Consider the following 26,639-nt stretch of genomic DNA (forward strand, 5'->3'; position numbering starts at 1 on the left):
GCGTTTACTTGCCGGCCTGGCCCACCACCGTCTCGGCCTGCACCCACTTGCCGCCCTTGACCTGGTAGATCGTCACGGCCACTTCCTTCAGGTCGCCCGCGTCGTCGTACGCGATGCTGTTGCTCGTGAGGCCCTTGCGCTGCAGCTTCGCGAGCTTGGGCAAGTACTTCGCCGGATCAGCCGAGCCGGCCTGCTCGATGGCGTGGATCATGTTCCAGGCGCCGTCGTAGGCGTACGGCGAGTACACGCCCGAGTCTTTCTTGAACTGGGCCTTGTAGGCCGCCTGGAACGCCTTGCCGCCGGGCAGGGTCTCCAGGGGCACGCCGGCCAGCGAGGCATACGTGCCTTCCGCGGCGTCGGCGGCCAGGCGCAGGAACGTGTCGCTGCGCGTCATTTCGCCGGACAGCAGCGGCATGGTCAGGCCCAGCTGCTTCATCTGGCGCTTGAGCGGCCCCGATTGCGCATCGGTGCCGGCGTAGAAGAGTGCATCGGCACCGGCGGTGCGCACGTTGGTCAGGATGGACGCGAAGTCCGTGGCCTTGTCCGTCGTGTACTCGCGGCGCGCCACCTGTCCCCCGCCGGCCTTGACGGCCTTTTCCACCTGGTCGGCCAGGCCCTGGCCGTAGGCGGTGCGGTCGTCGACGATGGCGACCTTCTTCGCCTTGAGGTTCTTCACCATGAAACCGCCGACGGCCGCACCCTGCTGGGTGTCGCTCGTCATCATCCGGAACGCCGTGTTGTACCCCTGCCGGGTGTACTCGGGCGCCGTGGCCATGGCGATCTGGGGCACGCCCGCTTCGTTGTAGAGGCGCGAGGCCGGGATGGTGGTGCCCGAATTGAAATGGCCCAGCATGCCGCTGATGCCGGCATCGACGAGCTGTTGCGCCACCTGCACGCCGATGCGCGGGTCGGCCTGGTCGTCGCGCGTGACCAGCGTGAAGTTGGCCACCTTGCCGCCCACCTTGATCTTTTTCGCGTTGGCCTCGGCAAGTGCCAGCAGGATGCCGTTCTGCATTTCTTCGCCGTAGTGCGACTGCGGTCCGGTCATCGGGGCGGCGAAACCGAACTTGATGTCCACCGTCTGGGCCATCGCCGGTGCGGATACAGCCCAGGCCGCGGCTCCGACCATGGCGCTTGCGAGCAGGCTTCTTCTGTGCATCTTCATGGTGTCACTCATTCCAAAAAAAAGTGGTGGAGCCGGGCAGGGGCCGGCGATGAGGAGACGTCAGCCGATGGTCATCAGCGACGCATTGCCTCCTGCGGCGGCAGTGTTGATGCTGAGCGAGCGCTCCAGGACGAGGCGCTCCAGGGCGTAGCGGCCTCGACCGCTCGCGATGTCTTCGGACGACAGGCCTTGTGGCAGCAGGATGGGGCCGTCGCGGCGGGCGAGCCGCTGGTTGAGGTCGCGCAGCGCGTCACTGTCGCCCTCGAACAGCACGGCGTCCACCGCCGCGTCCTCGACTGCCTCGCCGGACAGCACGGAGGTGTCTGTGGCGGGCTTGCCCGGCGGCGACGCGAGCCAGGCCCGGACGGCGGGTGTGTCTTGCCACGTCACGCGGTTGCCGGTGGCGCGGGCCGCGTCCCATTGGGCCTGCGCGCCGGCAGCCGTGGCGGCGATGCACAGCACGGTGCCGCGGGGTGCCAGGCTGTAGGTGTTGCGCTCCCCGGTGGGGCCCGGCAACGTCACGGCCGCGTCGAGTGCCACGGCGGGTGGCGGCGCTACCGCCAACAGGCGATGCAGGTACAGCGGCCCGCCCGCCTTCGGGCCGGTGCCCGACAACCCCTCGCCTCCGAAAGGCTGCACGCCCACCACGGCGCCGACCATGTTCCGGTTGATGTAGACATTGCCCGCGCGGACGCGGGGCAGGATGCGGGCGATGGTCTCGTCGATGCGGGTGTGGATGCCGAACGTGAGGCCGTAGCCGGTGGCGTTGATGGCATCGATCAACGCGTCCAGCTCGTCTCGGCGGTAACGCACCACGTGCAGCACCGGGCCGAACACCTCGCGCTGCAGTTCGTCCACGCGGGCGAGTTCGATCAGCGTGGGCGGAACGAACGTGCCGTGGGCGCACGCGGCGGAGAGCGGCAGCTGGTCCACGCGCCGGCCCGCGGCGCGCAGGCCCTCGATGTGGCGCAGGATGCCGTCGCGCGCGTCCGCGTCGATCACGGGGCCCACGTCCGCCGACAGCTCGTCGGTGGGCGCCACGTTCAGTTCCTTCAGGGCCCCGCGCAGCATGGTCAACGTGCGCTCGGCGATGTCCTCCTGCAGGCACAGCAGCCGCAGCGCGGAGCAGCGCTGGCCGGCCGAATCGAACGCGGACTGCAGCACGTCGTTGATCACTTGCTCGGGCAAGGCCGACGAATCCACCACCATGGCGTTCTGCCCGCCCGTTTCGGCCACGAGGGGGACGGGCTGGCCGCGGTCGTCGAGGCGCCCCGCCAGCGTGCGGGCGATCACGCGCGCCACGTCCGTCGAGCCGGTGAACATCACGCCTCGCACCCGGGGATCGGCCACGCACGCGGCGCCCACCGTCTCTCCCCGGCCCGGCAGGAGCTGCAGCGCGCCGGCAGGGACACCCGCCGCGTGCAGCAGCTGCACGGCCTGGGCGGCCACCAGCGGTGTCTGCTCCGCCGGCTTGGCCAGCACCGTGTTGCCCGCTGCCAAGGCGGCGGCCACCTGGCCCGTGAAGATCGCCAACGGAAAATTCCAGGGGCTGATGCACAGCACCGGGCCCAGCGGGCGGTGCGTGTCGTTCGACAGCAGTCCCTCGGCCTGCTCGGCGTAGTAGCGCAGGAAGTCCACCGCCTCGCGCACTTCGGCGATCGCGTTCGGCAGCGACTTGCCGGCCTCGCGCACCAGCAGGCCCAGGAGCGGCTGCATCTGCGCCTCGAGCGCATCCGCGGCCCGCACCAGGCAGCGCGCCCGCTCGGACACCGGTGTGGATTGCCAGATGGGGGCGGCCTGCACGGCAGCGGCCACTGCGCGCGCCACGTCGGCCTCGTCGGCCTCGATCACCTGGCCCACGATGTCACGGTGGTCGGCCGGGTTGCGCAGCGGCCGGGCCCTTGTGTCGTCCCAGGTGGCCGCGCCGTCCAGCGCGGGCGCGGCACGCCACGGTGTTGCAGCGCTGTGCAGCAGCGCCGCCGACAGCGAGGCCAGGCGGTGCTCGTTCGTCAGGTCGAGCCCGGCCGAGTTGGCGCGGCCCGCGCCCGTGGCCCCGCGGAACAGGTCGAGTGGCAGCCCGATGCTCGGGTGGGGCGACCCGACCGGGACGAGGCGCTCGGCCGCTTCCACCGGATCGTTCACCAAGGTCTCCACGCTCACCTTCGGGTCGGCGATCAGGTTCACGAAGGACGTGTTGGCGCCATTCTCGAGCAGGCGCCGGACGAGGTAGGCCAGCAGCGTCTCATGGGTGCCCACCGGCGCGTAGACGCGGCAGGGCCGGTTGAGCTTGCCGTCGGCCACCGCCCCCACGACCTCCTCGTAGAGCGGTTCGCCCATGCCGTGCAGGCACTGGAACTCGTACTGGCCGGGGTAGTAGCTCTTGCCCGCCATCTGGTAGATGGCGGCCAGCGTGTAGGCGTTGTGCGTGGCGAACTGCGGGTACACGGCCTGCGGTGCCGCGAGCAGCCGGCGCGCGCACGCGATGTACGAGACGTCGGTGTGCACCTTGCGGGTGAAGACCGGGTAGCCCTCCAGCCCGTCGAGCTGCGCGCGCTTGATCTCGCTGTCCCAGTAGGCCCCCTTGACGAGGCGCACCATGATGCGGCGCCGGGTGCGGCGCGCCAGGTCCACCAGGTGGTCGATCACGCCGGGCGCGCGCTTCTGGTAGGCCTGCACCACGAAGCCGATGCCGTCCCAGCCTTCGAACGCAGGGTCCAGGCACAGCGCTTCGAGCAGGTCGAGCGAGATCTCGAGGCGGTCGGCCTCCTCCGCGTCGATGTTCAGGCCGATGTCGTAGCGGCGGGCCAGCAACGCCAGCGCCCGCAGGCGCGGCAGCAGTTCGCCCATCACACGCTCCATCTGGGCGCGTGCATACCGGGGGTGCAGGGCCGACAGCTTCACCGAGATGCCGGGGCCCTCGTAGATGCCCCGGCCCGCGCTCGCCTTGCCGATGGCGTGGATCGCCTGCTCGTAGAGCCCGTGGTAGCGGGCGGCATCGTCGGCGGTGGTGGCCGCCTCGCCCAGCATGTCGTAGGAATAGCGGAACCCGCGCCCCTCGAACTTGCGGCTGTTGGCGAGCGCCTCGGAGATGGTCTCGCCGGTGACGAACTGTTCTCCCAGCACCCGCATCGCGATGTCCACGCCCTTGCGGACCAGCGGTTCCCCGCCCCGCCCGATCATGCGGGTGAGCGCCGAGGACATCGACTTCTCGCTGCTGGTGCCGACCAGCTTGCCGGTGAGCATCAGGCCCCAGGTGGTGGCGTTGACGAACAGGGACGGAGATTGCCCGATGTGGGCATTCCAGTCGCCCCGGCTGATCTTGTCTCGGATGAGCGCGTCGCGTGTCGCGCGATCGGGGATGCGCAGCAGCGCCTCGGCCAGGCACATCAATGCCACGCCTTCCTGGCTGGACAGCGAGAACTCCTGCAGCAGCCCCTCCACCCCGCCCTGGCGGCTGCGCTTGGCGCGGATGGCCTGCACCAGTTGGGCGGCCATCGCCTGCGCGGACTCGCGCTGTGCGGGCTTGAGCCGCGCCGCCCCGAGCAGCGCCGGCATGCACTCGGTTTCCGGGCGCCGGTAGGCGGCCGTGATCGACGAGCGCAGCACGGACTGCGGCGCCACCGATTGTGCGAACTCGAGGAACGGCCGGGGCGCCGCCTGGCTCTCTCCCACCGCCGCCTCGGCGTCGTCGCCAGGGGCCTCGCCCGACGCGGACAGGGGAAGCGTGAGCACGCCGTTCTCCACCTTCTCGATCCAGGCCAGCACCGCTTGCTTGATGAACCAGTGGGGCGTGCGGCCCAGCGTGTTCGCGGCCGCGCGCAAGCGGTTGCGAAACGCGTCGTCTACCTTGATGCCCAACGTTGTCGTGCCCATGAGGTTGCTGTCGTGACCGGTGCCTGGGATGTGCCAGGTGCCGACTATCTCGCAGGTGCAACCTTTTTGGCTTCAGGTGAAACCCTGAAGGTGCAACCTTGCGCGACACCTGGGTGCAACCTTGGGCGCCAGACGTGCCAGCCGCTGTTTGGCTTCGACGGCCTACACTGACGGGCTCCTCACACGACCCCGAACCGATGCCCGATTCCATCGCGGTGCTGCCGCATGCCGAGTGGCCCTATCAACAGACGCTGCTGCGGCTCGCACTGAGCCTCGCGCTCGGGCTGCTGATCGGGCTGGAGCGCGAGCGGCGTGGCAAGGAGGCCGGGCTGCGCACCTTCGGGTTCGTGTCGCTGCTGGGGGCGATGGGCGGGCTGCTCGGCGACGGGTTCGCGTTGATGATCCTCGCGCTGGTGGGCATGCTCGCGGTGCTGCTGAACGTGCAGACGCTGCGCGCCGGGCAGGGCACCGAACTCACCACGTCGGCCGCGATGCTGGTCACCTGCATGGCCGGTGTGTTGTGCGGGCTGGGCCACACCATCTCGCCGGCCGCGGTGATGGTGATCGCCACCGCGCTGCTCGCGTGGAAGGAGCGCCTGGCGGGTTTCTCCACCGGCCTCACCGAGGGCGAGATGCGCTCGGCGCTGCTGCTGGCCATCCTCGCCATCGTCATCTACCCCGCGCTGCCCGTGGGCGCGGTGGGTCCGTGGAAGCTGATCGAGCCGCGTGCCGCGTGGGTCACGGTCATCCTCATCTCGGGCATCGGGTTCGTGAACTACATCCTGTGGAAGGTGTACGGCGCACGGGGCACCGAACTGTCGGGATTCCTCGGCGGCCTCGTGAACAGCAACTTCACCGTGATCGAACTGGCCTCGCGCGTGAAGGCCAGCAACGGGGCCGGCACGGCATCGGCCTACCGCGGCATCCTGCTCGCCACCGCGGCCATGGTGGCCCGCAACGCGCTGCTGCTGCTCATCCTCGCGCCGCTGGCACTCCTCGGTTCGCTCGCGGCCTTCGTGCTGATGGGGGTGGCGAGTGCGGCGATCGTGTTGTGGAGCTTCCGGCGGGGGCCGGGACGCCCGGAGGAGGCGACCGAGATCAAGCTGGAGCTGCCGTTTTCGCTGCCGCAGGCGCTGAAATACGGGCTCGTGTTCCTGGTGTTGCACATCGTGGGCGGCCTCACCCAACGCGAGTTCGGCGAGGTGGGCTTCTACTTCGTCAGCATCGTGGGCGGGTTGATGTCGAGCGCCAGCGCCGTGGCCGCCGCGGCCACGCTGGCGTCACAGGGTTCCCTGTCGCCGGCAGTGGCCGGCACCGGGGCCGTGCTGGCCTCGTTCACCAGCATCGCCTTCAGCCTGTCGTTCGTCATGCGGTCGGGCAGCCCGGAGCTGGTGCGCCGGCTTACCGTGGCGATGGCTTGTGTGGCGTTGGCGGGTGTGGTGGGCCTGCTGGCCTGGGGCACGGTCCAACCGTGGGTGTCGCGGTGGATCCCGCAACTCGAGGAACGTGTGCTCCGATGATCAGCGACCCGTGGTTCTACGCGGTGGCCGTGCCGGCCGTGCTGTTGATGGGCTTGAGCAAGAGCGGTTTTGCCAGCGGCTTCGGTTCACTCGCCACGCCGCTGATGGCCCTTGCGATCCCCGTGCCGCAGGCCGCCGCGGTGATGCTGCCGCTGCTGCTCGTCATGGACGCCGTGGGCATCCAGCAGCTCTGGCGTGAACGCGACCCGGCGCTGCTCAAGCTCCTGCTGCCGGCCGGGCTGCTCGGCACGCTGGTGGGCGCGTTCCTCTTCGGTGTGCTGTCGCAGCACACGGTGGCGGCGGTGGTGGGTGGGTTGACCCTGCTGTTCCTGGCCCAGCGCCTGTTGTTCCCGCCGCGCAGCGATGTGCCCCGCCATTCGCCGCCGCTCGGGTTCGCGTTGGGCATCGCGTCCGGATTCACCAGTTTCGTGGCCCACGCGGGCGGCCCGCCCATCAATGCGTACGTGCTGCCGCTGCGGCTGCCGCAGCTCACGTACACGGCCACCATGGCCGTTTTTTTCGGCGCGGTGAACCTGTCGAAGTGGATCCCGTACGCGTGGCTCGGCCTGATCGATGCGCGCAACGTCACCACGTCGCTCGCGCTGATGCCGCTCGCGCCGGTGGGCGTGTGGGCGGGGGTGTGGCTGGCACGCCGCATCCGGCCCACCTGGTTCTACCGGCTCGCGTACACCGGCATGTTCCTGACCGGCGTGAAGCTGCTCTGGGACGGGTTGGCCCGGTGAACCTCGCAGGCCAGCCGGGCGCCGCTCGGCGATGCAGCAAGTAAAGTCGCAGGCTCGAAGCCGATCCACCTGGAAAAGGAAGCCCCGCCCATGGCACCGGTCACCGTCGACCCCGCGAAGGTTCACGAATTCGCCGACGAGCAAGGTTTCCACGACTGGCTCGCCCGGCACCACGACCGGGAGGAGGAGGTCTGGATCAAGATCTACAAGGTGGGCTCGGGCTTGCCATCGATCACGCCGAAGCAGGCCATCGACGTCGTGCTCTGCTGGGGATGGATCGACGCGGTGCGCAAGGCGTTCGACGACACGAGCTACCTGCAGCGTTACACGCAGCGGCGCAAGGGCAGCATCTGGAGCAAGATCAACGTGGGCAACGTGGCGCGGCTGATCGAGGCCGGCCGGATGACCCCGCACGGCCTCAGGCAAGTCGACGCCGCCAAGGCCGACGGCCGCTGGGACCGTGCCTACGGCAGCGGCAAGGCGATGCAGATCCCCGACGACCTGCAGGCCGCCATCGATGCCGAGCCCAAGGCCCGGCAGATGCTGGGCAAGCTCACCGCGCAGAACCGCTTCGCGCTCGCCCTGCGCGTGCACACCATGAAGACCGAGGCGGGCCGCAAGAAGAAGATCGAGACCTTCGTGGAGATGCTCAAGCGCGGCGAGACGATCTACCCGCAGAAGGCGCGGTAGGCCGCCCCGCCCGCGCCGTTCAAGGGCGTGTGGCGCGGAGGTACAGCTCGCGCAGCTGCGGCGGCTCGTCGTAGTGGATGCGCACGCCGGCCATCAGGTCGCTGCGCATCAGCAGGATCATCCGCTGCGCCACGTCGGCCCCGATGTCGAGGTCCAGCGCTTCCTTCACCCGGCCCACCACCACCGGCACGTCGCTGCCCACCGGGGCGATGCGGAACTGGTACGTGCCGCCGATGGACTGCGGCGGCAGGTCATTCGGGCGCCCGGCCCGCTGGCGGAAGTCCGAGAGCACCTCGCGGTAGGCGTTGTGGCCGGTGATCGGCCAATCGTCCGGGGCGGGCTCGCCGATGTTGATGCGGTGCATCGCGTCGCACACCGGCAGCAGCCGCTCCACGCGGTATCGGGCGCTCATCTGTGGATTCCCGGCACGCATCAGGTTGGCGATGAGATCGGCCAGGCTCGCATGGCCGATGGTGGACGACGTGCGCGTCAGGCCGCCCCAATACCCGGCGGCGCCGTTCAACAGCGCCTCGATGACCGAAGCGTTTTCCATGCCGTTGCCCGTGTGCGCATGGAACAGCACGAGTTGGTCGGGCCGCAGCAGCGCCTTGGCTGCCGAGACCGTCGCCCCCACCTGGAACGGGAAGAAGGTGCCGCGGTCGTCCTCGAACGAGATGCCGTCCACCGGTGCCTGGGCCAGGAGCGTGAGCACCTCGCACGCCCAATCGGGGTCCACCAGGAACCCGTCCACCAGGTCCAGCACGTTGACGTAGATCCGGCCCGGCGCGCCGTCTACGGCAGGCAGGTTCTGCCGCAACCAGGCGATGCTGCCCGTGATCGCGGCCAGCGACGGCCGGGGGCCCGCATCCGGCAACAACACGAATTCGTGCAGCGTGTTGGGAATCGTGTACTCCACCAGCTTGACCATGCTCGTGTGGGGCACGAACGACCCGCCGGTGAACGAGCCGAGCGACGATGCCGCAAAGGAGCGCCGGAAGTCGTAGCCCGTGTTGCGCAGGTGGAGGCAGAACTGGTCCTCGACCTGGGCCTGGTCGGGGTACTGGTAGTCCAGCGTCGCAACGATCCGGTCCTGGATGCCGAACGCCTCGGCCAGCGACAGCAACGCCAGCTTGTCCTGCAGCGTGTGGCCCAGCGGCGAGGCGAAGCAGGGTTCACGGAGCGAGACGTCGATCAGCAGCGGGTCGAGTTGGGCGAGGCGCGCCAGCTTGGCCGCGGCGGCCGCGAGCGCCGCGTCGACGGTGGCCCGGCCGTCCGCCGGGGATGCGGGGACGCTGATCGTTTCCTGCTGTGTAGATGCCATCGAGGGTCTCCAGTTGAGGCCGCCACCTTAACAACAAGGGTGGCCCTCAACGGAAGGCGAGGTGGCGACTTCCGGCAGAAGTTCCGGTTTGTCAGCCCCGGCGGGCCGCTTCGATCGCGGCGATGTCGATCTTCGTCATCTTCATCATCGCCTCGAATGCGCGTTTGGCCACCGCGCGATCAGGGTCGGTGAACGCTGCCGTCAGCACGCGGGGCGTGATCTGCCACGACAAGCCCCATTTGTCCTTGCACCAGCCGCATGCACTTTCCTGGCCGCCGTTGCCGACGATCGCGTTCCACAAGCGGTCGGTTTCCTCCTGGTCGTCGGTGGCGATCTGGAACGAAAACGCCTCGCTGTGTTTCATGCCCGGGCCGCCGTTCATGCCGATGCACGGAATGCCGGCCACGGTGAAATGGACGACCAGCACGTCGCCCTGCTTGCCGGCGGGGAAGTCGCCGGGCGCGCGATGGACCGCGCCCACCGCGCTGTCCGGGAATGTCTTGGCATAGAACTGTGCGGCGTCCAGGGCGGTGCCGTCGTACCAGAGGCAGAGGGTGTTCTTGGGGATCACGTTCGTTCTCCTGCTCATGACCGGGACGTGCATCGTACCCGTGGGGTACCCCCATGGCAGGCGTCTAGATGGAAACCCTGTGCCCATGACGCCGACGCCCGGCGAGCGGAAACCCGCTGTTGAACCGAAGTTAACGATGCCTTGAAATCGTGCGCGAGTTGCACGCGCTGCAGGTTCTTAAAGTCTCTTCATCGCGGCATGCCGCATCGACGCAGGAGAGACTGATGAAGACGTATCGCATTGCCACCATCCCGGGTGACGGCATCGGCAAGGAAGTGGTTCCGGCCGGGCAGAAGGTGCTGGAGGCGCTGAGCGCGGCCGGCCAGCAGTTCGCGTTCGAGTTCGAGAACTTCGGCTGGGGCGGCGACTGGTTCCGCGAGCACGGCGTGATGATGCCGGACGATGGGCTCGACGCGCTGCGCGGGAAGGACGCGATCCTGTTCGGGTCGGCCGGTGACCCGCACATCCCCGACCACATCACGCTGTGGGGCCTGCGCCTGAAGATCTGCCAGGGCTTCGACCAGTACGCGAACGTCCGGCCCACCCGCATTCTCCCGGGCATCGATGGTCCGCTGAAGCGTTGCAGCGCGGAAGACCTGAACTGGGTCATCGTGCGCGAGAACTCGGAAGGCGAGTACTCGGGGGTGGGCGGCCGTGTTCACCAGGGACATCCCATCGAGGCCGCCACCGACGTGTCGATCATGACCCGGGTAGGCGTCGAGCGCATCCTGCGCTTCGCGTTCAAGCTTGCCCAGTCCCGGCCGCGCAAGCAGCTCACGGTCATCACGAAGAGCAACGCGCAACGCCATGCGATGGTGATGTGGGACGAGATCGCGCTGCAGGTGTCGCGCGAGTTCCCGGACGTGGCGTGGGACAAGGAACTCGTCGACGCCGCCACGGCCCGCATGGTCAACAAGCCGGCCACGCTCGACACGATCGTGGCCACCAACCTGCACGCCGACATCCTGAGCGACCTGGCCGCGGCGCTCGCGGGCAGCCTGGGCATCGCACCCACCGGGAACATCGATCCGGAACGGCGCTACCCGTCGATGTTCGAACCCATCCACGGGTCGGCGTTCGACATCATGGGCAAGGGCCTCGCCAACCCGGTGGGCACGTTCTGGTCGGTGGTCATGCTGCTCGAACACCTGGGCGAGACCGCCGCCGCGGCCCAGGTGATGAAGGCCATCGAGGCCGTCACGGCCGACCCGTCGCTGCACACGCGCGACCTGGGTGGCACCGCCACCACCGAACAGGTGACCGCCGCCGTGTGCGCCAGCCTGGCCGGCACCGCCAGCGGCCGCCGCGCCGCCTGAGCGCGCAGGTTTGATCCGAGGGGCCCGCGAGGGCTCCTCCCCGGACCCTGGGCGGCACCGCCTCCACCGCGGAGGTGGCTGCCTGTCAGCCCGGGGCGGCGGTTCCTGCCTCCCGTCAGTTGACCGTCAGCTTGCCCACGCCGGCATTGGCCGTGACTTTGCTTTTCACGTTCGCGGCGTTGTCGAGGGGGTAGCCGGTGTACGGAATCGTCCAGCTCGCCTTGGCGAAGCTGCATTTGGTCGACAGCGCGAGATCGGTGCCGTTGAGCAGCGAGCCGCTGTCCGCGATGCTACCGGTCAACTTGGAGGAGCCGGGGTTCTTCACCACGTCGGCGCAGGTCTTGGCCCCGGTGATGTCGAACGCGTTGTTCGTCGACAGGATCTGCGACTTGTAGCCCACGCCCACGCTGTAGTTGTGCTTGTACGGCGAGTCGGACTTGCTGCCCGAATAGTAGTTGTTGTAGATGTGAACCTTGCCATAGCGCACGCGCGGGGCACGCTCCATCACCTTGGTGAACAGGTTGTGGTGGAAGGTCACGGTCAGGTGGCCTTCTTCATCCTTGCTGGTGTCCGACGAACCGATCAGGTTGTTCTTGTCGTGCTGGTCGAACGTGTTGTTCGAGACCGTGATGTAGTCGCTGGCGTGGATGATGTCGAGTGCGCCGTCGTGGCATTGCTTGACCTGGCCATTCTCGACCGGCAGCTGGTCATCGGTCAGCGGTGCATCGGTGAACTTGTTGTGATCGACCCAGACGCGTTTGGAACTGTAGATCACGACGGAATCGAACTCCGAGTTCCAACGGCCTTCGCTCGAGCTCCACACCGGTTCGACATCGCAAGGTGACACGATCGTCAGGTTGCGGAGGATCACGTTCTCGACCTTCTTGATGCTGATCGACGCATTGACGATCTTGGCATCGGCGCTGGCACCGATCAACGTGGTGTTGCTCGGAACCACGATGAGGCCGCGGGCCGCCTGGTCGTCGTGGTCGGTGAACGCGCCGCCGTTGTCAGCCGAGGCCATGTCGATGGTGCCGTAGATCTTGATGATCTTCGGGTTGGTGCCGCCGAGGGACAGTGCGGACTCCAACTGAGAAGCCGAGCTGACCTTCGAGATGTACTTCGACGAGGCCGCCGAACCGCCGGTGGTGCCACCGCCCTGGCTGGCCCAGCCATCCTTGGGTGCAACGTCGGTGCTGTTGTCGGCCAGGGCTGCCCCCGCGAAGGCGAGCGCTGACAGGGCGAAGAGGAATCGAGGACGGTTCATGATGGACTTCTTGCGGTGGTGGGAGGGAGAGGGGATCCTGGGGGTCAACGGGGATGGCGCCGGCAGTCAGAGCTTCCCGGCTCCGGCCTTCGCCAGCACGTCGGCCTTGACCGTGTCGACCGGCTGCGCTTGATACGCGTAGCTCGAGCTCGGCACCCAGTAGCTCGCATCCAGCAGTTTCGGGCGCACGTTGCTGCCCGTGCCCTTGAGCTGTGCGGCGGCCAGCAGGCTGCCCTCGGCGACCAGGGTGCCGTTGAGCAACGTGCCGGTTTCGAAGAAGTAGGTATCGCAATCGGCGGCCGGGTACGCCGCGCCGGGGGCTGCAGCGGTGCACTTGTCGCGGTTGCCGGTGGACGAGGACACGGCGTTGCCGAAGGCCAGCTTGGCTGCATCGGGCATCGCGTCGGCCGGATCGCCCACGGTGACGTCGAGCACGTTGTTCTCGAGGTAGTACTTCGAGGCTGTGCCGATGCCCCACGCGGCCTGCCACGGATAGGCCGGGCCCGTCTTCGTTTCATCCTTCGGTGCGAGCCGGCCGCTGTAGGCGTTGTTGTAGACATGCACCTTGCCGAAGCGCACCCGCGGTTGCCGCTGCACGGTGTTCTCGAAGAAGTTGTGGTGCATCGTGACCGACAGCTTGTCGGGCCCGGTGCTGGCGACGACGCTCGTGCCGTCGCTGTAGCGGGTGGCGGTGTCGCTGCCGCCCAGCAGGTTGGTCTTGTCGTGATCCTTGAAGTGGTTGTACGACACCGTCACGCGGTCGGTGAACATCGTGATGTCGACGGCGCCGTCATGATGCTGGACCTTCTGCTCGTGCTCGTTGAATGGCGCGGCCCACGTGGGCACGGGCGGGTCGAGGTCGTCGGGCCGGCTGCCGTCGCTGAACGTGTTGTGGTCGATCCAGACGTTCGTGGCGTTGAGCATCGAGATCATGTCGTACTCGGAGTTCCAGCGGCCCCCCTTGCGGCTGGCGCACTGATGCGGGCCGGTGTCGGCGGCCGCGTCGTAGGCCTTGGCGCACTTGCCGGTGCCGAACTCGGCCGGGGTGATGCTGAACGAATCCTTGGGATCCCAGGACGGGAACATGTCGTAGGCGTCTTCGAAGGCGATGTTGCGGATGACGATGTTGTTCGCCTTCACGTTCTTCGACAGGATGGTGTAGCCGGCCGCGTCCTTGTTGCTCGAAGCCGCCGCGTCGCCCAGCCGCAGGCTGGCGTGCAGCAGCCGTGCATCCGGGCCCAGGCCCAGCACCGAGGTGTTGGAACCCACGACCAGGACGGCGCGCTTGGCCTGTGCACGCTGGAAACACCGGCGCTGGCCCTCGAGCGTGAGCGATCCATCGGTCGCCGTCATGGGCAAGGCGGGCGGCTTGTTGTCGGTATCCAGCGACTGCTTGACCCAGAGGTTGGGGTCATAGGCGAGCTTGTAGTCCGCGATGAACGTGGCGTACGACGTGTAGCTCGTCTCGCACGATTTCATGAAGTCCGCTTCGGCCAGGGGCTGGTTGCTGTCGTCGACGTTGAGGTCGATCGAACCCTTCACATAGATCAGCTTGGGGGTGTTGTCCGGGGTTGCCGTGGAGGGGTCGACACCTGGGCCGTACAGCGCGGCAACCAGTTCCGCCCGGTTGGTGACGATGAAGGTGTGTCCGGCATCCGCCGCGGCGCCGCCGGTGACCGCGAAGACACCACCGCCGTCGGCTACCGTGGCCCAGCCATCGGCGCCGAGCGACAAGGGCACGGCCCTGGGCGACGGCGAAGGGGTGGACGACACGTCGTTGTCCGAGCCGCCGCACGCCGCAACGACGGCGGCCACGGCAGCGACCACCGCCCACGAGGCGCGTCGAGTGAAGGGAAGTGTGGGCATGTTGTGCATTGGAATAGGCCGGTGCATGGCGAACAGCACCGCCGTCCTGGTGGTGCCACAGCCGATCCGGGCCTGCTTGCTTCCGGCGGATGCTAGGCATCCGTGCCGCTCCCGAAATGACGGATCGATGACCGTGTGTTTCAAGAGGTTGTCGCACCTCGTGCACGGACTCGCCCAGGCAGGCTTCGTTCAGGCCGGACACCGGCCTGTGCCTGCCCGCTTCGACCCAATGGCACCGGGGCCGCGCGCTGTGAAGCGCCGGCCCCGGGCACATGTCATGACGTGGCGTTCGACAGGGTGCCGGTGTGTCAGTCCAGCGTCACGTTCGCTGACTTGACCAGTCGTGCATAGCGCTCGGTGTCCGTCTTGATCAGTTGCGCCATCTGCGCAGGTGTGTCCCCGATCGGTTCGGCGCCGATCTCGTTCATGCGCTTGCGGAAATCGGGTGATGCGATGATCTTCATCATCTCGGTGCTCAGCTTCGCGACGACGTCCTTGGGCGTTGCGGCCGGGGCGAGGACGCCGAACCACGTCCCCATGTCGAAGCCCTTGAGTCCCTGCTCGTCCAGGGTAGGCACGTCGGGGAGGGCGGAGGACCGCTTCGCCGTCGTCACGCCCAGCGCGCGCAGCTTGCCGGCCTTGACGTGCGGGAGCACCGGCGTGATGGTGTCGAACGACATCATGACCTGGCCACCGATCAGGTCGGTCGTGAGCGGGCCGCTGCCCCGGTACGGGATGTGCAGCAACTCCGTCCCGGTGAGCGCGCTGAACTGGGTTCCGATCAGGTGCTGCGCGGTGCCGTTGCCGTTGGAGCCGTACGTGAACTTCGGGGAGGCCGCCTTCGCGAGGGCCACCAGTGACTTCATGTCGGTGGCCTTCGTGGTTTCACTGACGACCAGCACGTTGGGCACCAGCGCGACGGTGGTGATGGGCGCCAGGTCCTTGTCGAAGCTGTACGGGAGCTTGCGGTAGACGCTCGTGGCGATGGTGTGGTGCACCGCACCCATGAGCAGCGTGTAGCCATCGGGTTTCGCCTTGACCACGTAGTCGGCGCCGAGGGTGGCGCCGGCGCCGGGCTTGTTCTCCACGATGACGGTCTGGCCCAGTGACTGCCCGAGCTTTTCGCCCAGGGCGCGGGCCAGCACGTCGGTGGTGCCGCCGGGCGGGAACGGCACGATGAGGGTCACCGGTTTCGTGGGGTAGGCCTGGGCCATGGCCTGGCTGGCCAGCAGGACGGTGAGGCTGCACGCGGCCAGCACGGCGCGTGGGAATGGAATCGGTCGCATGGGATTCTCCACAGTTGGCGCCGACTCGATTCGTCGGCGTACCACCCGCGACTGCAGCGGATGACGAGTCAACTCTAGAGAGTGGACAGGGTCGACGACCAAGCCTAGAGTCAACTCACCCTTAACTTGATTTCAACAGCGCATGCTCGTTTCCCCAGGCGCCCAACCCTCCGAGCTAGGGTTCTTCTCTACGCTGTCGGCCGCCGGCAGCCTCAGTGCCGCGGCCCGCGAAATGGGCCTCACCACCGCCGCCATCAGCAAGCGCCTGACCAACATGGAGGCGCGCCTGGGGGTGGCCCTGGTGGTCCGCACCACCCGGCGCATGAACCTCACGCCGGAAGGCGAGCTGTACCTGATGCATGCGCGCCGCATCCTCTCCGAGATCGACGAGATGGAGCAGCTGCTGGGCAGCGCCAAGGGGCAACCCACCGGCCTGCTGCGGGTCAACGCCACGCTCGGGTTCGGGCGCAGCTACGTGGCGCCCGTGGTGTCCCGCTTCGCGCGCGAGAACCCGCAGGTCGAGGTGCAGCTGCAGTTGTCCGTGAATCCGCCGCCGTTGAGCGACGACGCGTACGACGTCTGCATCCGGTTCGGAGAGCCGCCCGACGCCCGCGTCGTCGCGCGGCGCCTGGCCGGCAACAGGCGGCTGCTGTGTGCGTCCCCCGGCTACCTGGCCGAGCACGGCACACCCAAGTCACCGTCCGACCTGACCCGGCACAACTGCATCGGCATTCGCCAGGGCGACGAAAGCTTTGGCGTGTGGAAGCTCACCAGCCGGCGGGGAGCCAACCAGCGCACCGAGTCCATCAAGACCCGGGGCAGCCTGTCCACGAACGACGGCGAGATCGCGGTCAAGTGGGCGCTGGAAGGCCACGGGATCCTGATGCGTGCGGAGTGGGACGTGCGGCGCTACCTGAGGAGCGGCCGGTTGGTGGAGGTGTTGCCCCACTACAAGACGCCCGATGCCGACATCTACGCCATCTACGCGCAGCGCCACCAGCTCTCACCGCGTGTCCGTGCCTTCGTGAAGTTCGTGGAGCTGGCGTTCGCGAAGGTCAGTGCGGACCATGAGCCTTGAAGGCCTGGGCCGGCCGCTGTCATTGGCGGTAGCCCGGGTCCGTGCGGTCGAGCTTTCGCACCAGCGACGGCCACACGAACGCTCCGCCCATGCCGCCGGTCTGCACCTTCATCGCCTGTGCCACGCCGTCGATGATGGGCCTTGGCACCAGCGTGAGGGCGCTGCCACCGGCCTGCGCGGAGACCTGGATCTGGCAGGCCGACTCGAAGATGTACATCGACAGGAACGCATCGGCCACGGACTGCCCGCACACGAGCAGGCCGTGGTTGCGCAGCATCAGGAAGTTCGACGTGCCGAGGTCGGCCTGCAGGCGCGGTTTTTCGTCGTCGCGGAACGCGACCCCCTCGTAGTCGTGGTACGTCAGCGACCCCAGCACGAATGTGGATTGCTGGCTGATGGGCAGCAGGCCGTCGCGTTGGGCGGACACCGCCACGCCAGCGCGCGTGTGCGTGTGGATCACGCACTGCACGTCCTCGCGCGCGGCATGCACCGCGCTGTGGATCACGAAGCCGGCCGGGTTCACCGGGTGCGGCGACGGGATCACCTTGTTGCACGACCCATCTACCTTCACGAGGTTCGAGGCGCACACCTCGTCGAACGCGAGGCCGTACGGGTTGATCAGGAAGTGGTGCTCCGGGCCGGGGATGCGCGCAGTGATGTGGGTGAACACCAGGTCGCTCCAGCCGTGCATCGCCACGAGCCGGTAACACGCGGCAAGGTCGGTGCGCAGCTGCCATTCTTCGGCGGACACATGGCGGCGGAGGTCGGGGTCGGTGAAGGCAGGGGTGGTCATCGGGGTGCTCCGTGGCAGGTTTCGGGTCACTGTAGGCGCCGGCTTGACGGACCACCGTCAAGGATTTGACAATCCTCGGGAACACCCTGGCTTCTCGCATGCCGTCCACCCCCGAGCCCACCGTCCTGCAGGGCAATCCCTGGTTCGTGGCCTTGCCTGCGCGCGAGCGTGCGGCGATGCTGGCGGCCGCCGAAACGCTGGCGGTGCCGGCTGGGGAGATGGTGTACCGGCAGGGCGACGGCGGCGGCGCCTTCTATGCGGTGCTCGATGGCAGCCTCAAGCTGTCCACGCTGCATGCTGACGGCCGCGAGTCGATCCTCGCGATCATGGAGGCTGGCAACTGGTTCGGTGAGGTGGCGCTGGTGGACGGGTCCTTGCGCACGCACGACGTGACCGCGCTGTCCGCGTGCCGGTTGCTCGCGGTGCCGGCCGCCGTGTTCGCCGCGTGCATGGACTCGGCACCGTTTGCGCGGGCCGTGGCGGTGCTGCTGGCGTCGCGGGTGCGTGGGCTGTACGGGCTCATCGACACGGCCGCACCGGGCGGCTTGCGGTCACGCGTGGCCCGCCGGCTGCTGAGCCTGGCCCATGGGGACACCACGCCGTCGGCGGTGGCCCGGCGCACCGTGACGCTGCCGCAGGAGTCACTCGCGATGATGCTGGGCATCAGCCGCCAGACGCTGTCGAAGGAACTGAAAGCGCTGGCTGGCGATGGCGCGATCTCGGTGGGGTATGGCCGCATCGACATCTTGTCGATGCCGATGCTGGAACGGGGCGCCCAGGCCTAGCGCCTGAAGCGCCCGTCCGGGCCCACGATGGAGAGGTCGGCGTAGTCGAGGCCGGTGTGGTCGCCGGGGCTGAAGCTCACCTCGAGGCCGCCCACGTCGAAGCGGTTGAACGTCTCGAGGGCGCGGCGCAGCTTCTCGCGCGTGGGGTTCGGGCTGGCGCGGCGCAGGCCTTCGACCAGCACCTTGGCCGACACGTACCCTTCGAGAATGCTCGGGGTCAGTTCCACCTTGGCAGCCTTGGCGAGTTCCATGGCTTCCTTCACCAGCGGCGACGCAATGGAGCGTTCGTACGGGAACACCTGGCTCACGACCACGCCGTGCGCGATGTCACCCAGGTCCTTGATGAAGCCGGCCGAGGCGTTGTTCGACAGCGTGACCATCTGCGCGCGCGAGCCGGTGGCGCGCAGCGCCTTCATGCCTTCCACGATGGCGGTGCCGGAGCCGATGAACATCACGGCCTGCGGGTCGGCAGCCACGATCTTCGGCATGATGGGGCCGAAGTCCGGTTTGGCGCGGTCGTACTTCTCGAGGGCCAGCGGCTGCTTGTTGACGGCGGTGAGGCCCTTGACCGCGCCCACCACGGCGTCGGTGCCGAACGAGTCGTCCACGTGCACGATGGCGATGCGGTCCACGCCGATCAGGCTCAAGTGGGAGATGGCGCGTTCGGCCTCACGGCGGTAGGTGGCCCGCACGTTGAACAACCACGGGTGCACCGGGCTGTGCAACACCATCGCGCCGGTGGACGGCCCCACGAGTGGCACCTTGTGCTCGACCAGCAGCGGCATGATGGCCTGCGTGTGCGGTGTGCCGCGGTTCAGGAACAGTGCCACGACACCCTGGTCGATCAAGGTGCGGGCGTTTTCGACCGCGAGCTTGGGGTCGAACTTGTCGTCGAGCGAGATCAGCTGGATGCGCTCACCATTGACACCGCCGCGGGCATTGGTGGCGTCGAAGTAGAGCTTGGCGCCCAGGGTGGCTTCATACACGGTGGCCGCCACGGCGCCGGTGTGGCCGGCGGTCTGCCCGACCTTGATGTCCGCCCACGCGGAACCCGATATGCCAACCCAGAGGGCGCAGTACAACGCGAACTTCTTCATGGTATCGGTGGGCCGGACAACCGGCGCTTCCTGTGACGAACATGGAGCGCCATTGTGGGCCGCCGGGCTCGTCCGGGGACACCATTTCCGCACGACTTTGCGCAGATACGGGTAAGCCCGCGGGAACTCCGTGATTTGTTGTCAATGCGCAGGGCCGCACCGGTTCGATGCGGCCCGCGGGGCGCGTTCGCGGCTCAGCGGGCCGGTGCGGCGACACCCATCACCAGGTCGGGGAACGCGGTGGCGATGCCGGGGAAGATGCAGATCAGCAGCACCGCCAGCAGCATCAGCACCACGAACGGCAGCACGCCCCAGATGATGTCGTTGAGCGCGATGTCGGGGGCGATGTTCTTGATGACGAAGATGTTCAGGCCCACCGGCGGGTGGATCAGGCCGGTCTCCATCACGATGGTCATCAGCACCCCGAACCAGATCAGGTCGAAGCCGGCGGCCTTCAGCGGCGGCAGGATGATGGGGGCGGTCATCAGGATGATGCTGACCGGCGGCAGGAAAAAGCCCAGCACGATCACCATGAACAGGATGGCAGCCAGCAGCACCCACTTCGACAGCTGCATGCCCACGATCCACTCGGCCGCCGCCTGGCTGATGTGCAGGTAGCTCATCACGTACGAGAAGAGCAGCGACATGCCGATGATCAGCATCAGCATCGTCGACTCCTTCAGCGTGGACGACAGGATGGGGGCCACGTCCTTCGGCCGCCACACGCCGTACACCACCGCGATCAGCACCAGCGCGAGCAGCGCGCCGAGGCCGGCGGTCTCCGACGGGGTGGCGAAGCCGCCGTAGAGCGCCACCATCACACCGATCAGCAGCAGCACGAACGGCACCACCCGGGGCAGCATCTCGAACTTCTGGCGGTGGGTGAACGTTTCGTTGGCCAGCAGCGCGGAGGCCGCGCCGGTGCGATTGAACTCGGCTTCGGCCAGGTGGTATTCCTTGCGGTAGCGAAACGCCGCATAGGCCGCGAACAGCGCCACCAGCAACACGCCGGGCACGATGCCGGCGAGGAACAGCCGGCCGAGCGATTGTTCGGCGGCCACCGCGTACAGGATCATCGTGATGGACGGCGGCAGCAGGATGCCGAGCGTGCCGCCCGCGGCGATGATGCCGGCCGCGAAACCCGGCGAGTAGCCGCGCTTGCGCATCTCGGGGATGCCGGCGCTGCCGATGGCCGAACACGTGGCCGGGCTGGACCCGGCCATGGCGGCGAAGAGGGCGCACGCGAACACATTGGCAATGCCCAGGCCGCCGGGAATGCGGCCCATCCACACATGCATGGCCGCGTACAAGTCTTGGCCCGCCCGGGACTTGCCGATGGCCGCGCCCTTCAGGATGAACAACGGGATGGAGAGCAGCGTGATGCTGGCCATCTCCTCATAGACGTTCTGCGTGACCGTGTCGAGCGCCGACGCGGGCATGAAGATGTACATGAACAGCACGGCCACACTGCCGAGCGCGAATGCGATGGGCGCGCCCGAGAACATGAACAGCAGCGTGACCACCCCGAACAGGGACCCGAGGAGAAGCATGCTCATGCGGTCACCGTTGGGCGGGATTTGACGAACAACCCGTTGAGGCGGGCGGTGAACTGCACGAGCAACTGCAGCGCGAGCAGCGACATGCCGACGGACATCAGCAGGTAGGGGATCCACAGCGGCGGCGCCCACGACGACGAGGTGGTCTGGCCGTCGACCCACGCCTCATGGAGGAGCGTCCACGATTTCCACGAGAAGAAGACGCAGAAGAGGGTGCACATCAGGTCCACCAGCGCGAGGCGCAGGCGGTTCACCGCGCGGGGCAGCAGCGTGGCCACCGCCTCGATGCCCACGTGGCCGCGCAGCGACTGCACGAACGCGCCGCACAGGAACGTGGCGCCCACCAGGCAGAACACCGCGGCTTCGTCCTGCCAGTCGGTGGACGCCTTCACGAGGTAGCGCGAGAACACGCTGAACGTCAGCACGAACGACGCCACCAGCAGCGCAAGCATGCCGAGGAACACCATCGCGCGGTTCACCCACAGCAGCGCGCGTGCGAGCGGCACGAGCATCGCCGGGGTGTCGGGGTCCACCACCGGGCCGGGGGCAGGGCCGAGGTCGGCGCCGTGGCTCATAGCAGCTTCTGCGCGGCCTTGAGCATGCCGGCGCACGATTCGTTCTTCTCGGCGAAGTCCTTCCATGCCGTGTCGCGGGCGATGGTCTGCCACTTGCGCAGCGTGGGTTCGTCCATGTCGTACACCTTGGCGCCGGCCTTGGCGTAGATCTCGGCAGCGGCCTTGTCGTCGGCACGTGCAGCGTCGCGGGCGAACACCTCGAGTTCGGCGCCCACGGCCATCACGATGTCCTGCTGCGCCTTCGGCAGCTTCGAGAACACGTCCTTCGAGATCATCAGCGGCTCGAGCATGAACCAGTAGGTGCGCTCGCGGCCCGATGTCAGGTGCTTGGCGATCTCTTCGAGCTTGAACGAGATGAAGCTGGTGGACGAGGTCATCGCCGCGTCCATCGCGCCGGTCTGCATGGCGGCGTAGATCTCGTTCGACGGCAGCGTGATGACCGAGGCGCCGGCGCTCTTGAGCATCATGTCCATCTCGCGGCTGCCGCCTCGCACCTTCATGCCCTTGGCATCCTCCGGCGTGACCAGGGGTTTCGAGCGGCTGGCAACACCACCGGCCTGCCAGACCCAGCTGACGATGATCACGCCCTTGTCGTCGAGCACCTTCGACAGCAGCTTGCCCACCTCGGCGGTTTTCCACGCGGCGCCCTGCTCGTAGCTGGGCACCAGGGCCGGCATGAGGCCGATGTTGGTTTCCTGGACCTCGCCGCCGGCGTACGACAGCGGCACGAGGCTCATGTCGAGCGCGCCCTTGCGCATCGACGAGAACTGCGCGTTCGTCTTCATCAGCGACGAACCGGGGTACACCGACGCCTTCAGCGCGCCCGACGTGCGCTTTTCCACCTCGGCGGCGAACTTGCGGCACAGGCGGTCCCGGAAGTCACCGTCGGTCAGCGAGCCGCTCGGGAATTGGTGGGAGATCTTGAGCGCGGTGCCTTGCGAGAAGGCGGGGCCCATCCAGCCGGCGAGTGCCGTGCCGCCGGCGGCGTGAATGATCTGGCGTCTGCTCAGGTTCATCAGGTTCTCCTGGTCGAACGGGGGCGGCGCCGGGAAGTGGCACCTGGGGTGCATGCAATGTAGTTCTGGCATGTATAACCAACAAGCCGGTTTGTATGAGGAGAAACCCCGGAAGGGTTTGGTGGCGGTGCGCTGTCATACAAACGACCGTAGACTTCTGGCATGAACCGTTTGTCTGAAAGCTTGAGGGAGGCCATCGAGGAAGAGGTGGCCACGGGCAAGCTGCTGCCCGGCACCCACCTCGACGAAATCGAGCTGGCCCAAAGGTTCGGGGTCTCACGCACCCCCATCCGCGAGGCGCTCAGCCTGCTGGCGGGCGAGGGCCTCGTGGAAATCCGCCCGCGCCGCGGGGCGGTGGTGGCGCAGGTCACGCCGCAACGGCTCTTCGAGATGTTCGAGGTGATGGCCGAGCTGGAGGCGATGTGCGCGCGGCTCGCGGCCCGCCGCATCACCGCGGCCGAGATCGCCGCGCTCGAGGCGGCGCACGAACGCTGCCGCGAGGCGGCCGCCACCCGAGACTCCGACGCGTACTTCTACGCCAACGAACACTTCCACCAGGCCATCTACAGCGCCGGGCACAACAGCTTCCTGGCCGAGCAGGCGTTGTCGTTGCAGCGCAAGGTGCGGCCCTATCGCCGCCTGCAGTTGCGGGTGCGCAACCGGGTGAGCCGGTCGTTCGAGGAACACCAGGAGATCCTCGACGCCTTGAAGGCGGGCGACGCCGAACAGGCCGTCAACGCCATCCGCAGCCACGTGGTGGTGCAGGGCGAGCGGTTCGCCGACCTGGTGGCCGGCCTGGCCCGCATGGAGGCGGTGCCGGTGAAGTGACCGGTGGCCGCGCGCGGGGGCACCGTCAGCGCAACACTTTCACCAGCGCCGCCATCTCCTCTCCGCCGAGCCCCGCCTCGTGCCCGCGCCGGAACACCCCGGCCGCATAGGCCGGGAAACCGGTGTCGATGCCGGATTGCCGTGCCGTGTCGAGCAGGCGTTGCGTGGCCTCCACGGAGATGCGCAGCGGGCTCTCCGAGATCGTGAAATCGTCCGACTGGATCACATGGCCTTCGTGTTTCAGGAACGCCCCGAAGCTGGGTGAGATGCCGGCCACGATGTCGCCGAAGCGGGCCACGTCGAAACCTTCCGATTCGGCGATGCGCGCGCCGTGCAGGAATCCGAGCGACGCCCCGTAGATGTACGACAGCGTGGCCAGGTCCATCGTCGCGGCGGCCGCGATGGGCTCGCCCAGGTCGACGATGCCTCCGGCCAGCACCTTCAGCAGCGGTGCCGCGGCCTCCCGGTCGGCGGCGGGGCCCGACAGCAGCAGCGGGGTGTCGGGTTGCCCCATCTGGCTCGGTGCTGCCTGGATGGCGCCCGCGAGGTAACGCGCACCGTGGTGCCGTGCCCAGGCCTGCGCGTCGCGCGATTCCTTCGGGCTGAACGTGGTGAGCTGGACCAGCAGCCGCCCGTGCACCGCGGGTGCCACGTTGTCCATCGCGAGGATGGCCGCCGCGGCCGCGTGGTCGTACACGCACATGACCACCACGGGACTGGCCAGCACGGCGGCCGACGCACTGGGCGCGAGGCGGGCGCCTTGTGCCACCAGCGGCGCGGCCTTCTCCGGCGTGCGGTTCCAGACGGTCACGGCCAGGCCATGCCGGATGAAGAGTTGCGCGATGGTCGAACCCATTGCGCCCAGGCCCACGATGGTCACGTCGCTCATGTCGATTCACTCCAGGGTTGGTTCAAGACGAATCGATCGTAGGACCGTCACTTGCCAAGGGTCAAGTACGCACGGTAAAGTGCGGTACTGACCATTTGGTAAGTGATGGGGCCTCGCATGAAGCGCGCAGAACCGTTCGGATGTGGCATCGGCCCGGCGTTCGAAGTGATCGGTGGCAAGTGGAAGGCCGTGATCCTGTGGGAGATCCACGGGCAGGCGCGGCGCTTCGGCGAACTCAAGCGCCTGGTGCCGGGCATCAGCGAGAAGATGCTGGTCCAGCAGCTGCGTGAACTCGAAGGGCACGGGCTCGTTCACCGCAACGTGTTCCACGAGGTGCCACCACGGGTGGAGTACTCGGTGACGAAACTGGGGGCCACGCTGAACGAGGCGATGGCGCCTCTGGCCGATTGGGGCGAGCGCTTCGCGAAGGCAGCGGCCCGCGCCGCCGCTGCCGCCGGGAAGCCGGTCAAATGACCCGCGGCACGCGCTGGGCCGGGTCGTAGAAGAACGTCTCCTCCGCGATGCGTTCACCCTCCCAGCGCTGGTGCCCCATCTCCTCGATCAACGTGGTGGTGCCGTCGGGCCAGTCGAACCGGAAGATCCAGCGGATCGCGGTGTGGTCGCCACTCAGGAACGCAGGCCGCACGCAGGTGGAGGTCACCTGGCGGGCCGCGGCCAGCAGCTGGCGCTCGCGGCTGGCGTGGTTCTCCCGTCCTGCCCGGGGGGTGGACTGGTTCTCCTGGATCGTGGCGTTGGCGGTGTAGAAAGCCTCTACGGCGTCGGCATGCGCGTTCGTCTCCACGAGGGCGAGGAAACGTTCGAGGGTGTCGGGGGTGGGCATCGTGAGGTCCTTCGTTGGGGATGGCCGGCAGCGTAGGGTGACCACCGCCGCGGGCCAAGAACCAGTTGGGCCGATCCGGGCGGTACCAGCTGCGCCCCAGCCCCAGCCGGATCGGGCAACATGCGTCCCACGATGCAGCTCACGCTCGATGCCTCCGGCCCCCTGAACGAACAAGTCGCCCGCGCGCTGCGCGCCGCCATGGCCGATGGCCGGCTGGCGCCTGGAAGCCGATTGCCATCGAGCCGCACCCTGGCCGCCGATCTGGCGGTGTCACGCAACACCGTGTTGCTCGCGTGCGAGCAGCTGCGGGTCGAACGGCTGGTGGTGACCCGGCCTGGCGCCGGCTTGTTCGTGGCGGGTGTTCCCGCGAGGCCGGCCGCCCGCCGCCGCGGGGGCCCGGTGGCGCCGCAGTCGGCCTATGCCGCCCGCCTGCGCGCGCTCGGGCCGGTGACGCTGGCGGCCGGTCCGACACCCCATCGCTACGACCTGCAATATGGCGAACCGCTGTTGAACCCGCCGCTGGCGGCCGCCTGGGGCGCCGCGCTGGCCACCGCCGCCGCGCACACCGACACCCGCTACGCACACGCCCAGGGCCTGCCCGAGTTGCGCGAGGCCGTGTGCGGGCACCTGGCGCGGTGGCGTGGCGTGGTGGCCCACCCCGACGACGTGGTGATCGTGTCGGGTGCGCAGCAGGCGCTGGCCTTGGCCGCGCGGGTGCTGCTGGACGCGGGCGACGGGGTGGCCGTGGAGGACCCGCACTACCAGATGGCCCATCAGGCGCTGGAGGCCCATGGCGCCCGCATCACCAGCGTGCGCACGGACACGCTCGGGATCGTCGTGCCGGACATCCCGGTCGAGTCGCGGCTGATCCACGTGACACCGGCCCATCAGTTCCCGTCCGGCGTCACGATGTCGCCATCGCGCCGCGCGGCGCTGCTGCGCCACGCGGCCGCCCATGGCGCCTGGGTGTTCGAGGACGATTGCGACGGTGAACTCGGCCATGGCGAGCGGCCGGTGCCCGCGTTGCGGGCGGCGGACCGTCACGACCGTGTCGTGCACGTGGGCAGTTTCTCGAAGACGATGTTTCCCTCGCTGCGGCTGGGCTACATGGTGTGCCCGGCCGGGCTGCGCCGCGACTTCGTGCGCGCCAAGCAACTCGACGACCTGGGGTGTCCGGCGGTTGCGCAGGCCGCGATGGCCGCGCTGGTGTCGCGGGGGGCGTTCGACCGCCACCTGCGCAAGTCGATGGCCGAGCTGCGCAAGCGGCGCGTGGCGCTGCTCTCGGGGCTCGCACGCCATGCCGCAGGCCACGTGCAGGTGGCCGCCACGACGGCCGCCATGCATGTGGTGGGCTGGCTGCCGCACCTCGACGCCGCCGGTGCCGGCCGGCTGCTGGTGGCGGCCCGTGCGCGAGGGCTCGGCCTTCACCTGATCTCGCCCTACTACCGGACGCCACCGTCCCACCCGGGCCTGCTGCTGGGTTACGCCGGGCTGTCACCGGTGCAGATCGCGGCGGCGACCGACCTGCTGGGGCAGTGCCTGCGCGACGCGGCCTGAGCGCCA

Annotated in this window: 23 protein-coding genes; 9 read left to right on the top strand and 14 right to left on the bottom strand. The window is 68.3% G+C overall.

Going from position 1 to position 26,639, the window contains the following annotated elements:
* Nucleotides 1–4: 4 nt before the first annotated feature.
* Both ASC87_RS05225 and putA read right to left on the bottom strand, forming a co-directional pair.
* On the bottom strand, nucleotides 5–1,129 hold the full coding sequence (locus ASC87_RS05225; protein ID WP_235582064.1) for a branched-chain amino acid ABC transporter substrate-binding protein: 1,125 nt from the start codon (nucleotides 1,127–1,129) through the stop codon (nucleotides 5–7).
* A gap of 96 nt (nucleotides 1,130–1,225) precedes the next feature.
* Nucleotides 1,226–5,038 carry a trifunctional transcriptional regulator/proline dehydrogenase/L-glutamate gamma-semialdehyde dehydrogenase gene (putA, locus tag ASC87_RS05230; protein WP_056657768.1) on the bottom strand — a complete coding sequence of 1,271 codons (3,813 nt, stop codon included), beginning with the start codon at nucleotides 5,036–5,038 and terminating at the stop codon, nucleotides 1,226–1,228.
* A gap of 197 nt (nucleotides 5,039–5,235) precedes the next feature.
* Between putA and ASC87_RS05235 the strand changes: the two genes are divergently transcribed.
* The 3 genes from ASC87_RS05235 (at nucleotide 5,236) to ASC87_RS05245 (ending at nucleotide 7,991) form a co-directional block, all read left to right on the top strand.
* Entirely contained in the window at nucleotides 5,236–6,558 is a 1,323-nt protein-coding gene (locus tag ASC87_RS05235) for an MgtC/SapB family protein (RefSeq protein WP_056657770.1), read from the top strand.
* Nucleotides 6,555–7,301, top strand: coding sequence for a sulfite exporter TauE/SafE family protein (locus tag ASC87_RS05240; protein WP_056657773.1), 747 nt, complete (start codon nucleotides 6,555–6,557; stop codon nucleotides 7,299–7,301). Before ASC87_RS05235 ends, ASC87_RS05240 begins: the two co-directional genes overlap by 4 nt.
* Before the next feature lie 90 nt (nucleotides 7,302–7,391).
* A complete protein-coding gene (locus ASC87_RS05245) occupies nucleotides 7,392–7,991 on the top strand; it encodes a YdeI family protein (RefSeq protein ID WP_056657776.1) in 600 nt (199 codons plus the stop codon).
* A 19-nt stretch (nucleotides 7,992–8,010) separates the two neighbouring features.
* Here the strand turns inward: ASC87_RS05245 and ASC87_RS05250 are convergent, their stop codons facing one another.
* Together ASC87_RS05250 and ASC87_RS05255 are read right to left on the bottom strand one after the other, a co-directional pair.
* Nucleotides 8,011–9,312: a hypothetical protein gene (locus ASC87_RS05250; RefSeq protein ID WP_056657779.1), complete on the bottom strand. Its 1,302-nt coding sequence runs from the start codon at nucleotides 9,310–9,312 to the stop codon at nucleotides 8,011–8,013.
* 91 nt (nucleotides 9,313–9,403) lie between these two features.
* Nucleotides 9,404–9,883: a VOC family protein gene (locus ASC87_RS05255; RefSeq protein ID WP_056657782.1), complete on the bottom strand. Its 480-nt coding sequence runs from the start codon at nucleotides 9,881–9,883 to the stop codon at nucleotides 9,404–9,406.
* Between the two features lie 224 nt (nucleotides 9,884–10,107).
* Here ASC87_RS05255 and ASC87_RS05260 point away from each other — a divergent pair, with 224 nt between their 5' ends.
* Nucleotides 10,108–11,199 carry a tartrate dehydrogenase gene (locus tag ASC87_RS05260; protein WP_056657785.1) on the top strand — a complete coding sequence of 364 codons (1,092 nt, stop codon included), beginning with the start codon at nucleotides 10,108–10,110 and terminating at the stop codon, nucleotides 11,197–11,199.
* A 115-nt stretch (nucleotides 11,200–11,314) separates the two neighbouring features.
* Here the strand turns inward: ASC87_RS05260 and ASC87_RS05265 are convergent, their stop codons facing one another.
* The 3 genes from ASC87_RS05265 to ASC87_RS05275 form a co-directional block, all read right to left on the bottom strand.
* Nucleotides 11,315–12,466 carry a polysaccharide lyase family 1 protein gene (locus ASC87_RS05265; protein ID WP_056657789.1) on the bottom strand — a complete coding sequence of 384 codons (1,152 nt, stop codon included), beginning with the start codon at nucleotides 12,464–12,466 and terminating at the stop codon, nucleotides 11,315–11,317.
* A 66-nt stretch (nucleotides 12,467–12,532) separates the two neighbouring features.
* A complete protein-coding gene (locus ASC87_RS05270) occupies nucleotides 12,533–14,332 on the bottom strand; it encodes a polysaccharide lyase family 1 protein (RefSeq protein WP_162255132.1) in 1,800 nt (599 codons plus the stop codon).
* 308 nt (nucleotides 14,333–14,640) lie between these two features.
* Nucleotides 14,641–15,618 (bottom strand): tripartite tricarboxylate transporter substrate binding protein, encoded by a 978-nt coding sequence (locus ASC87_RS05275; protein ID WP_056657795.1) that lies wholly within the window; start codon nucleotides 15,616–15,618, stop codon nucleotides 14,641–14,643.
* A gap of 142 nt (nucleotides 15,619–15,760) precedes the next feature.
* Between ASC87_RS05275 and ASC87_RS05280 the strand changes: the two genes are divergently transcribed.
* Entirely contained in the window at nucleotides 15,761–16,696 is a 936-nt protein-coding gene (locus ASC87_RS05280; RefSeq protein ID WP_056657797.1) for a LysR substrate-binding domain-containing protein, read from the top strand.
* A 19-nt stretch (nucleotides 16,697–16,715) separates the two neighbouring features.
* Here the strand turns inward: ASC87_RS05280 and ASC87_RS05285 are convergent, their stop codons facing one another.
* The gene (locus ASC87_RS05285; protein WP_056657800.1) at nucleotides 16,716–17,489 is read right to left on the bottom strand and encodes a class II aldolase/adducin family protein; all 774 of its coding nucleotides are present in this window, start codon (nucleotides 17,487–17,489) and stop codon (nucleotides 16,716–16,718) included.
* 98 nt (nucleotides 17,490–17,587) lie between these two features.
* Between ASC87_RS05285 and ASC87_RS05290 the strand changes: the two genes are divergently transcribed.
* On the top strand, nucleotides 17,588–18,274 hold the full coding sequence (locus ASC87_RS05290) for a Crp/Fnr family transcriptional regulator (RefSeq protein ID WP_056657803.1): 687 nt from the start codon (nucleotides 17,588–17,590) through the stop codon (nucleotides 18,272–18,274).
* Here ASC87_RS05290 and ASC87_RS05295 read toward each other — a convergent pair.
* The 4 genes from ASC87_RS05295 to dctP form a co-directional block, all read right to left on the bottom strand.
* Entirely contained in the window at nucleotides 18,271–19,371 is a 1,101-nt protein-coding gene (locus tag ASC87_RS05295) for an ABC transporter substrate-binding protein (RefSeq protein WP_056657806.1), read from the bottom strand. The genes ASC87_RS05290 and ASC87_RS05295 overlap by 4 nt on opposite strands.
* A 194-nt stretch (nucleotides 19,372–19,565) precedes the next feature.
* Nucleotides 19,566–20,927, bottom strand: coding sequence for a TRAP transporter large permease (locus ASC87_RS05300; protein ID WP_056657809.1), 1,362 nt, complete (start codon nucleotides 20,925–20,927; stop codon nucleotides 19,566–19,568).
* Nucleotides 20,924–21,502, bottom strand: coding sequence for a TRAP transporter small permease (locus tag ASC87_RS05305; protein WP_056657812.1), 579 nt, complete (start codon nucleotides 21,500–21,502; stop codon nucleotides 20,924–20,926). The genes ASC87_RS05300 and ASC87_RS05305 overlap by 4 nt, the downstream gene beginning before the upstream one ends.
* Nucleotides 21,499–22,521, bottom strand: coding sequence for a TRAP transporter substrate-binding protein DctP (gene dctP, locus ASC87_RS05310; RefSeq protein ID WP_369820735.1), 1,023 nt, complete (start codon nucleotides 22,519–22,521; stop codon nucleotides 21,499–21,501). Before dctP ends, ASC87_RS05305 begins: the two co-directional genes overlap by 4 nt.
* Nucleotides 22,522–22,680: 159 nt before the next feature.
* Here dctP and ASC87_RS05315 point away from each other — a divergent pair, with 159 nt between their 5' ends.
* A complete protein-coding gene (locus ASC87_RS05315) occupies nucleotides 22,681–23,346 on the top strand; it encodes a GntR family transcriptional regulator (protein ID WP_056657815.1) in 666 nt (221 codons plus the stop codon).
* A 25-nt stretch (nucleotides 23,347–23,371) separates the two neighbouring features.
* Here the strand turns inward: ASC87_RS05315 and ASC87_RS05320 are convergent, their stop codons facing one another.
* Nucleotides 23,372–24,235: an NAD(P)-dependent oxidoreductase gene (locus ASC87_RS05320; RefSeq protein ID WP_056657818.1), complete on the bottom strand. Its 864-nt coding sequence runs from the start codon at nucleotides 24,233–24,235 to the stop codon at nucleotides 23,372–23,374.
* Nucleotides 24,236–24,352: 117 nt separating this feature from the next.
* Between ASC87_RS05320 and ASC87_RS05325 the strand changes: the two genes are divergently transcribed.
* On the top strand, nucleotides 24,353–24,709 hold the full coding sequence (locus ASC87_RS05325) for a helix-turn-helix domain-containing protein (RefSeq protein ID WP_056657821.1): 357 nt from the start codon (nucleotides 24,353–24,355) through the stop codon (nucleotides 24,707–24,709).
* Here the strand turns inward: ASC87_RS05325 and ASC87_RS05330 are convergent.
* Complete coding sequence (locus ASC87_RS05330) at nucleotides 24,702–25,076, bottom strand: hypothetical protein (protein WP_056657824.1); 375 nt, start codon at nucleotides 25,074–25,076, stop codon at nucleotides 24,702–24,704. The two genes, ASC87_RS05325 and ASC87_RS05330, sit on opposite strands and share 8 nt — an antisense overlap.
* A gap of 120 nt (nucleotides 25,077–25,196) precedes the next feature.
* On the opposite strand from ASC87_RS05330, the gene ASC87_RS05335 reads away from it, so the two are divergent.
* On the top strand, nucleotides 25,197–26,633 hold the full coding sequence (locus ASC87_RS05335) for a PLP-dependent aminotransferase family protein (RefSeq protein ID WP_200954309.1): 1,437 nt from the start codon (nucleotides 25,197–25,199) through the stop codon (nucleotides 26,631–26,633).
* Nucleotides 26,634–26,639 lie beyond the last annotated feature (6 nt).

Source organism: Rhizobacter sp. Root1221 (assembly GCF_001425785.1).
Taxonomy (GTDB): Bacteria; Pseudomonadota; Gammaproteobacteria; order Burkholderiales; family Burkholderiaceae_C; genus Rhizobacter.

Coding starts and splice junctions, on each gene's coding strand:
- ASC87_RS05225 (WP_235582064.1), bottom strand. CDS start 1,129: ATGGTCGGAGCCGCGGCCTGGGCTGTATCCGCACCGGCGATGGCCCAG.
- putA (WP_056657768.1), bottom strand. CDS start 5,038: ATGGGCACGACAACGTTGGGCATCAAGGTAGACGACGCGTTTCGCAAC.
- ASC87_RS05235 (WP_056657770.1), top strand. CDS start 5,236: ATGCCCGATTCCATCGCGGTGCTGCCGCATGCCGAGTGGCCCTATCAA.
- ASC87_RS05240 (WP_056657773.1), top strand. CDS start 6,555: ATGATCAGCGACCCGTGGTTCTACGCGGTGGCCGTGCCGGCCGTGCTG.
- ASC87_RS05245 (WP_056657776.1), top strand. CDS start 7,392: ATGGCACCGGTCACCGTCGACCCCGCGAAGGTTCACGAATTCGCCGAC.
- ASC87_RS05250 (WP_056657779.1), bottom strand. CDS start 9,312: ATGGCATCTACACAGCAGGAAACGATCAGCGTCCCCGCATCCCCGGCG.
- ASC87_RS05260 (WP_056657785.1), top strand. CDS start 10,108: ATGAAGACGTATCGCATTGCCACCATCCCGGGTGACGGCATCGGCAAG.
- ASC87_RS05265 (WP_056657789.1), bottom strand. CDS start 12,466: ATGAACCGTCCTCGATTCCTCTTCGCCCTGTCAGCGCTCGCCTTCGCG.
- ASC87_RS05270 (WP_162255132.1), bottom strand. CDS start 14,332: ATGCCCACACTTCCCTTCACTCGACGCGCCTCGTGGGCGGTGGTCGCT.
- ASC87_RS05275 (WP_056657795.1), bottom strand. CDS start 15,618: ATGCGACCGATTCCATTCCCACGCGCCGTGCTGGCCGCGTGCAGCCTC.
- ASC87_RS05280 (WP_056657797.1), top strand. CDS start 15,761: ATGCTCGTTTCCCCAGGCGCCCAACCCTCCGAGCTAGGGTTCTTCTCT.
- ASC87_RS05285 (WP_056657800.1), bottom strand. CDS start 17,489: ATGACCACCCCTGCCTTCACCGACCCCGACCTCCGCCGCCATGTGTCC.
- ASC87_RS05290 (WP_056657803.1), top strand. CDS start 17,588: ATGCCGTCCACCCCCGAGCCCACCGTCCTGCAGGGCAATCCCTGGTTC.
- ASC87_RS05295 (WP_056657806.1), bottom strand. CDS start 19,371: ATGAAGAAGTTCGCGTTGTACTGCGCCCTCTGGGTTGGCATATCGGGT.
- ASC87_RS05300 (WP_056657809.1), bottom strand. CDS start 20,927: ATGAGCATGCTTCTCCTCGGGTCCCTGTTCGGGGTGGTCACGCTGCTG.
- ASC87_RS05305 (WP_056657812.1), bottom strand. CDS start 21,502: ATGAGCCACGGCGCCGACCTCGGCCCTGCCCCCGGCCCGGTGGTGGAC.
- ASC87_RS05315 (WP_056657815.1), top strand. CDS start 22,681: ATGAACCGTTTGTCTGAAAGCTTGAGGGAGGCCATCGAGGAAGAGGTG.
- ASC87_RS05320 (WP_056657818.1), bottom strand. CDS start 24,235: ATGAGCGACGTGACCATCGTGGGCCTGGGCGCAATGGGTTCGACCATC.
- ASC87_RS05325 (WP_056657821.1), top strand. CDS start 24,353: ATGAAGCGCGCAGAACCGTTCGGATGTGGCATCGGCCCGGCGTTCGAA.
- ASC87_RS05330 (WP_056657824.1), bottom strand. CDS start 25,076: ATGCCCACCCCCGACACCCTCGAACGTTTCCTCGCCCTCGTGGAGACG.
- ASC87_RS05335 (WP_200954309.1), top strand. CDS start 25,197: ATGCGTCCCACGATGCAGCTCACGCTCGATGCCTCCGGCCCCCTGAAC.